This window comes from Horticoccus luteus (assembly GCF_019464535.1).
Taxonomy (GTDB): domain Bacteria; phylum Verrucomicrobiota; class Verrucomicrobiia; order Opitutales; family Opitutaceae; genus Horticoccus; species Horticoccus luteus.
Genome location: NZ_CP080507.1, coordinates 3,737,550 through 3,751,513 on the forward strand (window position 1 = coordinate 3,737,550; position 13,964 = coordinate 3,751,513).

Consider the following 13,964-nt stretch of genomic DNA (forward strand, 5'->3'; position numbering starts at 1 on the left):
GCAGCGCGCGTCTCGCAGGAACGCAGCTCCGCGCGCGCACAAACTGGGCTTTCGCTGAGCTGAGCCTACCGGTGATCGCCGAGTCTCAGTCCCACTGCGTAAGCGCCTTCGCCGCGGCATCCTCCGACACGTGGTCCCGTGATGTCACTGATGCGGTTCGCGCGCCCGGCTCCCAGTTTTTTCCGCCCCGCTCGTAGGCGCCAATATCTGGCGCCCGTCCCACGACCTTGCCGGTGATTCCGTCAATCACCGTCCCGGCATCGATCAAGGCTGAACCTGCCCGCGGCCGGAAATCGAAATGGGCCGGATCAGCGAGCTGGGACTGCGCGCCCGCGGCGAGTTCCGCGGACACAAAGTTATGGTCAATGCCGTCCTGCAGCGGGAAAGGGGTGCCGACGCGATCGCACGTGAATGTGGTCACCGCATTGTTTTCCGCGCGCGTGTGCTGATTCTGCACCGCGAGGAGCGGCGTCGTGCTGCGGGCCCAAGGCTTGTGCGGTTCCGGTTCAGTGTGCAGACTAAGACCGTTGCCACCGAAGCGGCCCGTGCCGATTCCGAACACCGTGTTGTAACTCACTTCGTTGAAATCGCCCTTTACGATAATGCCGTCACGATCGCAGTCCCACACCACGTTGTGATGCACGATCAACCCGCGCGTCTGGTCATCGCCGCGAATGCCCAGTCCGCCGGTCAATCCTCCCGCGAAGACGTACGGTCGACAGCCATGCACCCAATTATAGCGGACGACCGAGCCAGCCACGCGCGGTGAACCGCCTTGCACGAGGGCAACATCCTTGGCGACGCGCCCGCCGTCATGAATGTCGCAATACTCGATCACGTTGCCCGGCCCGGCATGGCGCACCAGTGTGTTGCCGCCGTCGAAAATCGTGCAGTGCCGTAACGTGTTGCCCCGGGTTTTGTCGTCGTCTGGATGGTCGATCGAAACGACCGCGTAGGCCAGTGATCCGTCCCAGCATGCGTCATGGATAACGCAATCCTCGATCAGATTCTGCGATCCCCGCACCAGTAGGCCGCTAGTGTTCGCTCCGCTGATCGTGCAATGCCGCAACACATTCCGATCTCCATCGATCGCGGTCCGGTCGTCCGCCTGTTCCGCGGCCGGCTCCGACATGTGGAACGCGTAGACAGGATGACGCAGCTCGCAGTCCGCGATTTCATTGTCGTCACCGCGCACTTGGACGGTGCACCCGACAAAACGAAAGCCGCGCACAGTAATATGATGGGCACCGTCGATGCGCAGCCCAAGGGCGCGGCGCTTGACCGTCACCGGCAAACGATTCGGATCAGCGCCTCCGGGCGCCCAGAAATACAACCGCGACGCCGGAGCATCGAAAAACCATTCACCGGGCGCATCAAGCGCCTCCAGCTTGCCGACGAGGTAGAAGCGATCGTCTTCCCACTCGGTCGTCTTGTCGGCATAGTTCGTGATCGGAGTGAGATCCCGCGCGTAAGTGAACGCCCCGCGCGCCGTGTCGCAGGCTTGCACGCGGCGCGTCCACGTCAGGAATTGGTGCGCGACATTCAACACCGCGGTCGCGCCGGTCCAATCGACGTGCGTCTCGGCCAGCGCGGGGTCGATTACCAAACCGTAACGGCTGCCGAGCCCAGTGGAAGCCCACGTGTTGCGGTCCCAGCGGTTATGCGGATTAGCATTCGGCCAGCGGGCCCACGTCTGCTGCTCTTCGCCCACAAAAACCTGCCGCACAGGACCGGCGAGTTCGATCACATGGATTCTTTCGCGATAGACTTGCCAAGCGCCTCTGAGCAGATCGCTCCCGTCGATTATCACGTCTCCGTCGCCCGCCGCGGCGTAGGTGATGGAGGCATTCGCAGTTCCGCTCCGCTGCAGATGCAGCGTTTCCCGATAGGTGCCTGCATGCACGAGACATTTATCGCCGGGCGCCAGCGTTTTCCCGGCGCGGGCCAACGTCCGCCACGGCATCTTGGCTGTGCCCGCCGCATCGTCCGCCCCGTGGGGACTGACATGAAATGTCGCGGCCGCAGCGGTCAGTGTCACGGCGCCCACCACGCCCCCGAGAATCGCGCGCAGGAATTTCGTAGGTGGTGATAAAGTCATAGGTTATCCCCGATCTTTGCTGGTGGCGGTTTGCTGCAGATCGATCGGCGACGTGCGTTTCAGTCGCTCCACCATCGGCTCCCGCAGCAGTCCGACATGGGTCGTGTCCACGGAGTGAATCCCGAGCGCCTCGGCCGGTGAATTCTCGCCAAAACGAAAGTCGCCGTGCGCGGCGTCGCGAAACTGAGGATCGCCGATGCGACTCGCGCGATCATTACCCCACGCCCGCTGCATGCCCTGGATAAACGCTTCCGCGCCCACCCGGTCCGACGTGCTGAACAGATTGTGATCGGTCTTCGGCGGGACGATCGGCTTATGGTCGGGGTTGTAATTGCCGAGCATCGTATCACCGGGAGCGTTCCCGAAATAGCTGTTCACGGTATCAACTTCGTAGAATCGACTCTGGCCGGTGTAGGAAACGTAAACATTCCTTTCGACCCGAGAGTCGGGGCGGTCCGAGGTAATGCGCAGCCCCCCGTTCACCATGATATTGTTCCAAGTGGCATTGAAGTCCTTGATCACGATCCCGACGCCGAAAGTCACATTGTCGGTGATCGTGCAATAGGATTGATCATCATCCGTGCGGATCGCGGCGGACCCGCCCATGTTGTAAATGACGTTCCGCTGGATGACGTTTCCCTTCCCTGCACTGGAGAGGTAGATCCCATTGCCGTCGCGCAACACCTGCATCGCATCGTGAATCTCGTTATCGCGCACCACGTTGTCACGGGTGTGCGCAAATGGCAGAATCGCCTCGGTCGTGCGCGGGTTGCCTATTTCGCGCCAGCGCATCAGGCGGAGGTTTTCGCGGAGGTTCGGGGGAAATTCCGGCCGCGGCACTTTCGGCGTCGCGATGGCGAAATAGCGCGGCCGCACCCCGTCAAGGACCATCCCGTTATAGGGCAGATCATGCAGATAATTATGCGCCACGAGATTTCCTCCGCTTTGCCAGAGGAACACCGCGGGCGCGTGCCACCACAACTCACCCAAGTGATGAAATTCGTTGTCCACGATCTCATCGCCGCCGTTCACGTCTCGCGTGCCGGGCCCATAACCGCACAGCAACACGCCGCCCGCGCCCAAATGGCGAAACGTGTTGCCACGTATCTCGAGGGCACGCGCGTAAAGGTCGGCCCGGATACCTTGCCCTCCCGCCGCCTCGAAGATGCAGTCGCGCACCGCACAATTTTCCGCCACCCGGAAGCGCAGGCAGGCATCGTCCTTGTCCCACATCGCCCAGTCGTGCTGCAGTCCGGCATCGTCGCCGCGCCAGGCATCGCGATCGGTGTGCGCAAAGGTCAGACCGACAAACTCGACCCCGCGCACCGGCTCGTCCGGAGCACCACCGCAGCCTTCCTCTCCAGCCACACGCACGAGCGTCGTGACGGCGGGAGCCACGATATTCGGTCCGGGCTCCGCACCGCGCGGCCAAAAATAAACGCGCCCTTCGGCGCGACGGAGCACCCACTCGCCCGGCGTATCCAGCGACTCGATTACGTTCTCCACCCAAAATTCACCCGTGGGCGTATACGTGGCCGGAAGCGTGGTGCGCGCCGTCAGCGCCGCTTCGTCCACCGATGCCAGTGAGAGGTAGTTCACCAGCCAGTTGTGGTTGGGACGGCTGAGAATCTCCACGTCGTCCAAATTCGGCCACGATTTGATCGACCCCGCGGGAAACTCGATCACATCGCGCTTTTGCAGGCGGTCCGCCAATCCGCGGTGCTTGCCACGCGCGAGATAGCGCGCCGAACGCGCCCGCGGGAGACGCTCCATCTCGTCGTAAAGCGTGCGAAACGCCCGGCCGTGCAACGCCTCCGGCACGCTCGCCATCCATAATTTGCCGCGCGCCGCTTCCGCGGTGCCTGCGGGTTCCTCGCCGCTGGCCACGCGCGTCCAGCTCCGGATCGGCACGCCCCCGCTCACAATCGCGCGCCCGCCCGCAGACTCAAAACTTAGCACCCCGCCGGTTGCGGGCGTATCCTCGCGTCCGAGCACCAACGGCGCCGCGAGCCGGTAGATGCCATCGGCCAGCAGGATGTGGATACGCGCGCCCGCATCGGCGGCCCGCGCCGCCCGCGCCAACGCCATTGCGCGCGGCAACGTTGCCACGGGTGCCCCGGCTCCTCCCGACGCCCCGTCGTCGCCCCGCGGCGACACATGTATCCGCGTGTCCTCTCGCGCGACCAGCGTCGCCGGCTCTCCTCCCCACAAAACGGGCGCGGTGAGCGCCGCCAAATGAACCCAACGAAAAAGCGAAGAGCGAAACATCATGGGGCAGGAAGGTGGGGATACGCAACGCGGGACGGGGCGGGACCAGCGCACCTTGCGTGCAGCGACGCCGCAACCAAGGCGCGACTAAATCAGTTAACGATTTTCCAAATCGTCCACTGGTCACCGCGGCTCGCGCGCTTTCTTTCGCGCGGCCGGCAAACCCCGCACCGTGCGGCCTTCCTGCCACGTGCCGTCCACGTGCGTGCCATGCGGCACGGCGTTGAAACCGCGCTGGTTGCTCTGGAGCAAGCTGTTCAATATCTCGACGGCAAATTCCCCCATTTCGCTGCGATGCTGCTGGATCCCGCTCGCCTGCGGCACGTCGTCCGCGACATTCAAACTCGCGTAACCGATGTCCTGCGGGATGCGCAAACCTTCAGCGCGCACCGCTTCAAAAAAACCATCCGAGCGGCTGATGACCGCCTCCGGGCGTTCCCGCCGCAGCCAGCTTCGAATCTGTCCCACCGGATCCTCCGGCTGCAGCACGAGCGCCGATACCCGATTCGCCTCCAGCGTGCGCGACTGCAGATAAGCGTAACCCGCCTCCCATTGGTGCAGCGTGCGATCAGAGAGATCCGTCCACACGATGATCCCGATCCGCGTGTAGTTGCGCGCGCGCAGTTGCTCCCACGCCAGCAAAATGCCCGCGAAGTGGTTCGGCACGATGTGATGAAACAACGGATATTGCACTGGCCGCTCCAGCGCGACGACCGCGAAGTCCTTCCACTCCAGATCGAGCCGGTCGCGCGGATCTTCGAACGGCGCGAGAATCACGCCCCGGATGCCGCGGTTGCGCAGCACCGCGCTGAACCGCCGCGCCGAACACCCCTGTTCGCGCGCCCAGAAGACCTGCAGCGAATACCCGAGCGACCGCGCGCGCAACGTTACGCCTTCGATCGCCTGCTTCGCACTTGTCCGCGTCGTCCACGCATCCCGACTCGACCAGTTCGTCACGAGCGCGATCACCGAAAAATCCCGATGCACCCGCAGGCGGCTGCGGTGCGCGGCCAGCGCCGACAACCCCGGATCCGGCGCGTAATTCAGCTCCCGCGCCATCGCCTTCACCTTCGCCGTCGTCGCCGCCGAAATCGAAGGATGGTTGCGCAACGCCAGCGACACCGCCGCCACGCTCAGGCCCAGCCGCCCGGCAACATCCTTCAAAGTGGTGCGTTTTTCCCAGCTCACTTAATTGATTTAGCGGAGTGCGACTTTTCGCACCGGATTCACCACGTCAACGTAATTGCTCCCGTGGCTGCCCCTTCTCCCTTTCCTGCGCCGTCCTCCGGTCGGCCGCCGCCGAATGTCGTCTTCATCATCGCCGACGATCACCGGCACGATGCGCTCGGCGTGTGCGGGCATCCGGCGGTGCGCACGCCCCACTTGGACGCCTTGGCGCGCCGCGGCACCCATTTCGCGCGCACGTATCAAATGGGCGGGCTCATCGCCGCCGTGTGTTCGCCTGCCCGCGCCGCGCTCTTGACTGGCTGCAATGTCATCCGCGCCGACGCCGCTCCCTCTCCCTCCAGCCAGCCCGACCGCCTGGTGGCCCTCGCTCCCGATCTCACGACGCTCCCCGAGCGATTTCGCGCCGCCGGTTACGAGACGTTCATCACCGGAAAATGGCACAACGACCCGGCGGCGCTTCAACGCTCGTTCACCGGCGGACGCCGCATCTTTTTCGGCGGCATGTCCGATCATCATCACGTGCCGCTGCGGGATTATTCGCCGACCGGCGACTACTCGGCACCGCCTTACTACGAAGCAGGCTTCTCCACCGAACTCTTTTGCCGCGCTGCGGAGGAGTTTATTCAGCAACCCCGCGGACCCTTCTTCCTCTATCTCGCACTCACGTCGCCCCACGATCCCCGCACCCCGCCCCCGGAGTTCGCCACGTTATATCCGCCGGCCGACATTCCGTTGCCGGCGAATTTTCTGCCTGACCATCCCTTTGATAACGGCGAAATTGCGATCCGCGACGAACGCCTCGCCGACCATCCACTGCAACCCGATGTCCTGCGGGCGCATCTCGCCGCCTACTATGGCATGATCAGCCATCACGACGCTCAACTCAGCCGCGTCTTCACCGCTCTGCGCGAGGCTGGCTTGGAATCCAACACGCTGGTCGTTTACGTCTCCGATCACGGGTTGTCGCTCGGCAGCCACGGTTTGCTCGGCAAACAGAATCTCTACGAAGAAAGCGTGCGCGTGCCGCTGCTGCTGGCGGGCCCCGGCGTGACTGCCGGGCGCACCGAAACAGCGCCGGTTTATTCCCTCGATCTCTTCTCGACGCTGCCCGCGCTGGCCGGCCTGCCCGCTGCGCCCGCTCACGACAGCCGACCGTTACCGCTCACGGCATCAACGCCTGACGGCCGCCGGCACTTCGTTTTCGCGCTCTATAAGGATTGTCAGCGCATGGTCAGCGATGGGCGGTGGAAACTCATCCGCTACTACGTGCACGGGCAGGAGCGGCGACAACTTTTCGACTTGGACAACGACCCCGCGGAGCTCACCGATCTCTCCACCGTGGCCGCGCACCAACCCGTCATTCATCGCCTGCTCGCCCGCTTGAACGCCTGGCAGAGCTCCATCGGCGATCGCTGGCTGCCGCCCGCGCTTCTGCCGGGTGATGTCGACTCGGATCTCGTCGCATGACCCATCTGCGCGTCAGCCCCCTCGATCTGGGGATCGTGCTCGGATATTTCGTGTTTACCATCGCGCTCGGCGCTTGGTTTTCCCGTCGCAAGGTCGAGACCGGCGAAGGCTTCTTCCTCGCCGGCCGCTCCGCGCGCTGGCCCGTCATCGGCGCGTCGCTTTTTTCTGCGAACATCTCCAGTCAGCAATTCGTCGGCATGGCCGGCCTCGCCTACACCCTCGGACTCGTCGCCGGCGCGTTCCAATTGGTGGGCGCGGGCTGCTTCCTCCTCCTCGCGCTGTTTTTTGTGGACGTTTATCTGGGGCTGAAGCTCACCACCGCGCCGGAATTCTTCGAGCGCCGCTACGGTTCCGGCACGCGGCTCTTCGTTGCGGGCATCAACGTCGTCATGATCCTCGCCGCCAACCTCACCGCGGCGCTCTATGCCGGCGCCACGGTGCTGACCACGTTGCTGGGCTGGACCGCTCCCGGACAATTTCTGATCGCGGTCGTGGCGATCGCGGGCGGCGCGGCGATCTGCGCCATTTTCGGCGGGTTGCGTTCGGTCATGTGGATCGACGTGTTTCAAGCCTCGGTGCTCGTCCTCGGCGGGCTCGTGACGCTCTTCGCCGCTCTCGCTCACGCCGGCGGCCTCGCCGCGCTGCTCCCCATGCACGATCCCGCGGGCCACTCCATGTGGTCGGTCGTGCAACCCTGGAACCATGCCTTCGGCTGGCTGCCGCTGCTGACCGGCGCCGTGATCCTCGGCGTGCATGGACATTGCACCGATCATGACTACGTCCAACGCGCGCTCGCGGCCCGCAGTGTTTATCATTCGAAAATGGGCGCGGTATTCGCCGCGTTGCTCAAGATCCTGGCCCTCTTCATCATCGCTGCACCGGGTGTCATCGCGGCGCGGCTCATTCCCGGCCTCGCCCATCCGGATCAAGCCTACGCCGAAATGGTGGCGCATTTCGTTCCACCGGGACTGGTCGGCTTGGTGCTCGCCGGACTGCTCGCGGCGATTCTCGGCACGATGGCGGCCGGGCTGGCCGCGTCGTCCTCGATGCTCACCTATGATTTCGCGCTGAAAATATTCCCCCGGCTCGACGAACGCGCCCGCGTGCGCCTCGGCCGCGCGTTGATGGCGCTCATTCTCGTGGGTTGCAGCGCGGCGGCGCCGCTGATCGCCCGCTACTCCGGGTTATTCGCGTATCTCGTGAAACTCTGGTCGCTCCTCGCTCCGCCGGTTTTTGTTTGTGTTGTCTTCGGCATTTTTTCCCGGCGCGCCGACAATCGCGGCGCCATCGCCACGCTCATCGTCGGTTCCACCTTGGGGCTCGCCGCGTTTCTCGTGCTCGATTCCCCCGCCGCGGTTGCGAAGCTGCCTGTTTACCTGCGCAACCCGCTCAACATCGGCTTCACCATCACGCTCGTTTGCACCGCGGTGATGCTCGCCGCCAGCCGCGGTCGATTCTCGCCGGCCGCGCGCCTCGCCTTCGCGCAACGCGCAGCGGTGCCCATGAGCGATCGCGAACAACGCCGCTACCGCCTCTTTCTCGCCAGCGTGCTCATCGTCCTCGTCGCCGTCATCGTGCTGTTCTCCCCGCTCGGTTTGCTGCGGGCGTGACGGGCGTCGCGCGCCGGGGCGGCAGTCGTTCGCGCACCCAGACGGACTAAACCCGGTGCCGGCCCGACCTTCGCCTTGCGCCACATCGACAAACGGCGTGCTATCGTCGGACATGACGTTCGACTTCGACACGCCGCTCAACCGCGTCGGCTCCGATTCCCAAAAGTGGCAGAAATACGCCGGCCGCGACATCCTGCCCATGTGGGTCGCCGACATGGATTTTCGCTCGTCGCCCGCCATCATCGATGCCCTGCAACGCCGCGTCGCGCACGGGATCTTCGGCTACGCTCGCCCGGTGGCCTCGACGATCGACGCTGTCGTCGACGCTTTCGCGCGCCGCTATGGTTGGGCGATCGATCCGGCGTGGCTCGTCTGGCTCCCTGGCCTCGTCGGCGGCCTCAACCTCACCGCGCAGGCCCTCACCGCCCCGGGTGACGAAGTGCTCACCCTCACGCCCGTTTACCCGCCGTTCATGTCGGCGCCGAAAAACAGCGGCCGCGTGTCGGTGCCGGTGCCGTTTGCCCTCCACACCACCGCGGCGCGTTGGGAAATCGATTGGGTGGCCCTCGAACGCTCCGTCACGCCGCGCACGAAGCTCTTCTTTTTGTGCAACCCGCACAACCCCCTCGCCCGCGTGTGGCGGCGCGACGAACTCACGCAACTCGCCGAATTCTGCGCGCGGCATGATCTCATTCTCTGCTCGGATGAAATTCACTGCGACCTGATCCTCGATCCCGCGCTGCCGCACATCCCCAGCGCGTCGCTCAGCAGCGAGCTCGCCCAGCGCACCATCACCCTCATGGCGCCGAGCAAGACCTACAACATTCCCGGGCTGGGCACCTCGCTCGCGATCATCCCCGACGCCACGTTGCGCGCGCGTTTCGTTCGCGCCGCCGCCGGCATCGTCGCCGAAGTCACCGCCCTCGGCTTCACCGCGTGCGAAGCCGCCTACCGCGACAGCGAACCCTGGCGCCAGGCGTTGCTCGCGTATCTGCGGGGCAATCGCGATCACCTCCTCTCGTTTCTCCAACGCGAGCTTCCCGCCGTGCGCGTCGAGGCGCCGATCGAGGCGACCTATCTGGCGTGGCTTAACGTCAGCGCACTCGGTCTTGCCGATCCCATCGCCCACTTCGAAGAACACGGCGTCGGCCTCAGCGAAGGCGCGTATTTCGGTGCGAGACGCGGCGACTATGTGCGCCTCAACTTCGGCTGCCCGCGCGCCACGCTGAGCGAAGGCCTGGCCCGGATGAAACGCGCCGCCGCGGCCGCGCGCTAAGGCAGAATCCGCGCCTGCCACTCCGGCGGCAGCACCCGCGGCCGATACGCCCCGAACAGCCGGTAACGCACCCGCGCCACCAGCCGATACGCGGCGTCGCGCCAACTCCGCGGAATCGCGCGGCACCACGCCACCGCGCGCCACGCGCCGCCCAAAGCCGCCAGCACGGCCAGCACCGCATCGGTGCGCACGAGGATCGTGACCCGCCGCCCCGCCCAATCCGGCACGTAAACCGCCGTGTCGAAATCTGTCGTCGGCAGATCGCGGGCGCGCAGAAACGCCTGCGCCGTTTCACCCTGCAACGGCGCGAACCACAACTTCCCCCGCCGATCGCTGCGCAACAAAAGCCGCACCAAACCCTGACACAGCCCGCATTCGCCGTCGAACAGCAACACCCGTTGCGGGACGGACGGCGAAGAAGCGGTGGAGGGCTCGGGCATGCTCCGTTGTCGCTCCCACCGGCGCGCGACGCAACTCCCCTTGCGGCGACACGCCGCCGCGCTTTACCTCTTCCGCTTCGATGCGTCTTGGTCCTTACGAACTTCCTTCGCCCTTGTTCCTCTCGCCGCTGGCCGGCTACACCAATCTGCCGATGCGCGTGACGCTGCGCGAACTCGGCGGGCTCTCCTGGACCACGACCGATCTCGTCAACGCGCGCTCCCTCCTCGAACGCAATCGCACCGCGCTCAAACTCGTCGCCTCCGCCTCCGAAGACCGGCCGTTTGCCATCCAGCTCTTCGGCAGCGTGCCCGAGGAAATGCGCGACGCCGCCATCGTCTGCGAAGAACTGGGCGCGCAGTCGATCGACATCAACATGGGCTGCCCCGTGCGCAAGGTCGTGAGCATCGGCGGCGGCTCCGCCATGATGACCGAGCTCGATAAAACCGCGCGCCTCGTGCGCGGCATGATCGACGCCGTCAAGATTCCCATCACCGCCAAAATGCGCCTCGGCTGGGATGACGCCAATCTCACCGCGCCCGACCTCGCCCGCGTCCTCGAAGACACCGGCGTCGCCGCCATTTTCGTGCACGGCCGCACCCGCGCGCAGGGATTTTCCGGCGGCGTCAACCTCGCCGGCATCCGCGCCGTCGTGCAGGCCGTGCGGGCGATTCCCGTCATCGGCAACGGCGACGTCACCACGCCCTCCGCCGCGCAGCGCATGCTTGCCGAAACGGAATGCGCGGGCGTCAGCATCGGCCGCGGCGCGTTTTACGATCCGTGGATTTTCCGCCGCACCGCGCACTTGCTGCGCACCGGCGAGCTGTTGCCCGAGCCGACGTTCACCGAGCGACTGCGGGTGATGCGCCGGCACTTCGAACGCTACTGCGATTTCTACGGCGAGGAACACGGTGCGCGGCTCTTTCGCAAGGTCGCGCCGTGGTATGCGAAACGCTTCGGCCCTGCGAAACCGTTCAAACGGCGGATCATCACCATCACCTCGCGCGCCGATTTCGACGCCGCGATCGCCGAGTATCTCGCGTGGCGCGCGCCGTTTTGCGGCGCCGACGGCGAACTCCTGCCCAAGTATGAACCCGCGCCGATGATCGCCTCGTTCGAACGCCCCGACGGCGAGCCCGACGTCTTGCAGCGCGAGAGCATCCCCGTGCCCAAAGGCCCCGTCGACGTCTGGTAACCCGTGCGCATCCGCGCGTCTTACTCCCCTTTTCCTGCCCCGCTCATGAAACGATCCGCCTCCGCCCCGTCGCCTGAAACGCTCATCTTCCGCGGCGCGTCCTGGCTCTGGCCCCACGATCTGCGTTGGGATCTCGTCAACGCCTACGCGCTTTTCCGTCGCGGTTTTCAACTCGACCGCGTGCCGCGGCGCGCACCGCTGTTCATCACCGCCGACCAATCCTACCAGCTCTTCGTCAACGGTGCTTTCGTCGCACGCGGCCCCGCGCGCGGCTTTCAAGCGCACTGGCCTTACGACGAAGTCGACCTCGCCCGCTGGCTCGTGCCGGGCCGCAACGTGATCGCAGTCCGCGCCTACAATCCCGGCGCGAGCAACTTCCAATACGTTTCCCAAGGCTACGCCGGGCTGCTCGTGGCCGCGCGTTGGGGCCGCCTCTCGCTCGCGAGCGACGCTTCGTGGCGCTGCCTCCCCGATCCCGGTCCACGCCGCGATACGATCCGCACCGCCATTCAGCTTTTCCCCCAGGAACACTTCGATGCGCGCCCCGGCCCGGTCGATTGGACGTCGACGGCCTTCGATGATCACGCGTGGCTGACGCCCGCCACGCAGCCCTTCGGTGTGCTGCCTTGGGCCTCTCTCGAACCGCGCGGCATTCCACTGTTGCGCGAAGTGGCGCAACGCCCCGGGCGCATCATCGGCCGCGCGGCCGGCGACTGCGGAATGGATTGGGCTACGACACGCAACGTCTACCTCCTGCGGCAAAACGAAGACCATCGGCACGCGCCAGCGACCGGCGACGCGGCCGAGTTTGACGTTCCTGCGACGGGTCCCGGGCGTTTTCGCAGTGTCTTGATCGACCTCGGTCAGCCCGTCGTGGGCAACTTCTCCGTGGTCGTCGCCGGAGGGCGCGGCGGCGAGATCATCGATTTCATTTACACGGAAATCATCGACGCGGCGACCCTCGCGCCTGATTTGCGCTTTCCCGACGGCAGCCGCGTGACGCTGAGCGCCCGCCTCATCTGCCGCGCCGGACGCACCGCTCACTTTTTCTATCATCCGTTCGGGTTCCGGTTCGCGACGATCACCGTCCGCGAATCCGCGGCGCCGCTGCAGATCTCCCTCACGTTTCGCAGCACGCTTTACCCGCTGGAACGGCGCGGCGCGTTCCACAGCTCCGAGCCTGGGCTCGAACAAATCTGGGAAACCTGTGCGCGCTCCCAGCAGAACTGCATGCTCGATGCCTACGTCGATACGCCGTGGCGCGAGCAGGCCCAGTGGTGGGGCGACGCCCGCGTGCAGGCGTGGAACACCTTTCATCTCAGCGGCGACGCACGACTATTTCGGCGCGGAATTTTCCAGATCGGCGCGCAGACCACCGCCGACGGCGTGACCTACGGCCATGCACCGACGATGGCGCACAACTGCGTGCTGCCCGACTTCACGCTCATCTGGATGCTCACGCAGTGGGACTACTACTGGCAGACCGGCGACCTGGAACCCTTTCGCGCCCAACGAGCCACCGTGGCGCGCGCCCTCGCTTATTTCGAAGCCCACACCGGCCCCGACGGGCTCGTCACGCACGATCCGCGTTACTGGCTTTTTCTCGACTGGACCGACCTGCCCAAAGACGGCGCGCCGACCGTCTACAACCTCTGGCTCGTGCTCGCCCTCGAACGTCTCGCCGCGATGCACCGGCTCACGCGCGAAGCGGCCGTGGCGGTTCGCTACGAACGCTGGGCGCGCCGCCTGCGTGCAACGTTGCGCACGCTCGTCGATGCGCGCGGCCTCCTGCGCGATGGTTTCGATGCCAATCGCAAACGTCTCTCCAGCACCTCGCCCCACGCGCAAACCCTCGCGTTGCTGGCCAACCTCACCCCGCGCCACGCCGCGGCACAGGAACGATTTCTCCTCGCCTATCTCGCCGACGAATCGCCGCACCGCGCGCAGCCGAGCGCCTATTGGATCACTTACGTTTACACCGTGCTCGCCGCGCGCGGCCACGGACGCGCCGTGGTCGACCATCTGCATCCCCGCTGGGCGCCGATGATCGCCCACGGTTCGACGTTCGAACTGTTCCGCGATCACCCCGAATTCCCCATCAGCCATTCGCACGCGTGGTCGGCGCATCCGCTCTTCCATCTCATGCAGACCATCGGCGGAGTTCGCCAGGCGTCCGTCGCGTGGAAAACCATCCGCTTCGCCCCGGTGTTCCTCGGCGCCTCCGGCGGCTGCACCGTGCCGACGCCCCGCGGCGAAATCGTTTCGTCCTGGCAGCGTCATGCCGATCACACTGAGGTCCGACTCAGTTTGCCCCGCGGGGTCACGGCCGAAATCGCGCTGCCCGGTTTGCCGCGCCGCCGCGTGACGGGCTCCCGGAGGTGGGCGCTCCCCGCCGACGTTGCGTAACGGCGCGCGCTCGCCCAC

At 65.6% G+C, this 13,964-nt stretch carries 9 protein-coding genes; 5 read left to right on the forward strand and 4 right to left on the reverse strand.

The annotated features are described in order from the left end of the window. Window positions 1–85: 85 nt before the first annotated feature. From K0B96_RS15140 to K0B96_RS15150, 3 genes are all read right to left on the reverse strand, one after another. A complete protein-coding gene (locus K0B96_RS15140) occupies window positions 86–2,098 on the reverse strand; it encodes a right-handed parallel beta-helix repeat-containing protein (protein WP_220161722.1) in 2,013 nt (670 codons plus the stop codon). A gap of 3 nt (window positions 2,099–2,101) precedes the next feature. Further along, window positions 2,102–4,369 carry a right-handed parallel beta-helix repeat-containing protein gene (locus K0B96_RS15145; protein WP_220161723.1) on the reverse strand — a complete coding sequence of 756 codons (2,268 nt, stop codon included), beginning with the start codon at window positions 4,367–4,369 and terminating at the stop codon, window positions 2,102–2,104. 120 nt (window positions 4,370–4,489) lie between these two features. Beyond that, on the reverse strand, window positions 4,490–5,554 hold the full coding sequence (locus tag K0B96_RS15150; protein ID WP_220161724.1) for a LacI family DNA-binding transcriptional regulator: 1,065 nt from the start codon (window positions 5,552–5,554) through the stop codon (window positions 4,490–4,492). A 63-nt stretch (window positions 5,555–5,617) separates the two neighbouring features. On the opposite strand from K0B96_RS15150, the gene K0B96_RS15155 reads away from it, so the two are divergent. The 3 genes from K0B96_RS15155 (at window position 5,618) to K0B96_RS15165 (ending at window position 9,907) form a co-directional block, all read left to right on the forward strand. Next, window positions 5,618–7,021 (forward strand): sulfatase-like hydrolase/transferase, encoded by a 1,404-nt coding sequence (locus tag K0B96_RS15155; RefSeq protein ID WP_220161725.1) that lies wholly within the window; start codon window positions 5,618–5,620, stop codon window positions 7,019–7,021. Continuing rightward, on the forward strand, window positions 7,018–8,631 hold the full coding sequence (locus K0B96_RS15160; RefSeq protein ID WP_220161726.1) for an SLC5 family protein: 1,614 nt from the start codon (window positions 7,018–7,020) through the stop codon (window positions 8,629–8,631). Before K0B96_RS15155 ends, K0B96_RS15160 begins: the two co-directional genes overlap by 4 nt. Window positions 8,632–8,743: 112 nt before the next feature. After that, window positions 8,744–9,907: a MalY/PatB family protein gene (locus K0B96_RS15165; protein ID WP_220161727.1), complete on the forward strand. Its 1,164-nt coding sequence runs from the start codon at window positions 8,744–8,746 to the stop codon at window positions 9,905–9,907. Here K0B96_RS15165 and K0B96_RS15170 read toward each other — a convergent pair. Further along, the gene (locus K0B96_RS15170; protein WP_220161728.1) at window positions 9,904–10,347 is read right to left on the reverse strand and encodes a thiol-disulfide oxidoreductase DCC family protein; all 444 of its coding nucleotides are present in this window, start codon (window positions 10,345–10,347) and stop codon (window positions 9,904–9,906) included. The genes K0B96_RS15165 and K0B96_RS15170 overlap by 4 nt on opposite strands. Window positions 10,348–10,427: 80 nt before the next feature. Between K0B96_RS15170 and dusB the strand changes: the two genes are divergently transcribed. Next, window positions 10,428–11,540 (forward strand): tRNA dihydrouridine synthase DusB, encoded by a 1,113-nt coding sequence (gene dusB / locus K0B96_RS15175; RefSeq protein ID WP_220161729.1) that lies wholly within the window; start codon window positions 10,428–10,430, stop codon window positions 11,538–11,540. Between the two features lie 45 nt (window positions 11,541–11,585). Continuing rightward, complete coding sequence (locus K0B96_RS15180; protein WP_220161730.1) at window positions 11,586–13,946, forward strand: alpha-L-rhamnosidase-related protein; 2,361 nt, start codon at window positions 11,586–11,588, stop codon at window positions 13,944–13,946. Window positions 13,947–13,964 lie beyond the last annotated feature (18 nt).

Excerpts from the sequence above, each read along its gene's own strand:
- K0B96_RS15140 (WP_220161722.1), bottom strand. The coding sequence starts at position 2,098 with ATGACTTTATCACCACCTACGAAATTCCTGCGCGCGATTCTCGGGGGC.
- K0B96_RS15145 (WP_220161723.1), bottom strand. The coding sequence starts at position 4,369 with ATGATGTTTCGCTCTTCGCTTTTTCGTTGGGTTCATTTGGCGGCGCTC.
- K0B96_RS15160 (WP_220161726.1), top strand. The coding sequence starts at position 7,018 with ATGACCCATCTGCGCGTCAGCCCCCTCGATCTGGGGATCGTGCTCGGA.
- K0B96_RS15165 (WP_220161727.1), top strand. The coding sequence starts at position 8,744 with ATGACGTTCGACTTCGACACGCCGCTCAACCGCGTCGGCTCCGATTCC.
- K0B96_RS15170 (WP_220161728.1), bottom strand. The coding sequence starts at position 10,347 with ATGCCCGAGCCCTCCACCGCTTCTTCGCCGTCCGTCCCGCAACGGGTG.
- dusB (WP_220161729.1), top strand. The coding sequence starts at position 10,428 with ATGCGTCTTGGTCCTTACGAACTTCCTTCGCCCTTGTTCCTCTCGCCG.
- K0B96_RS15180 (WP_220161730.1), top strand. The coding sequence starts at position 11,586 with ATGAAACGATCCGCCTCCGCCCCGTCGCCTGAAACGCTCATCTTCCGC.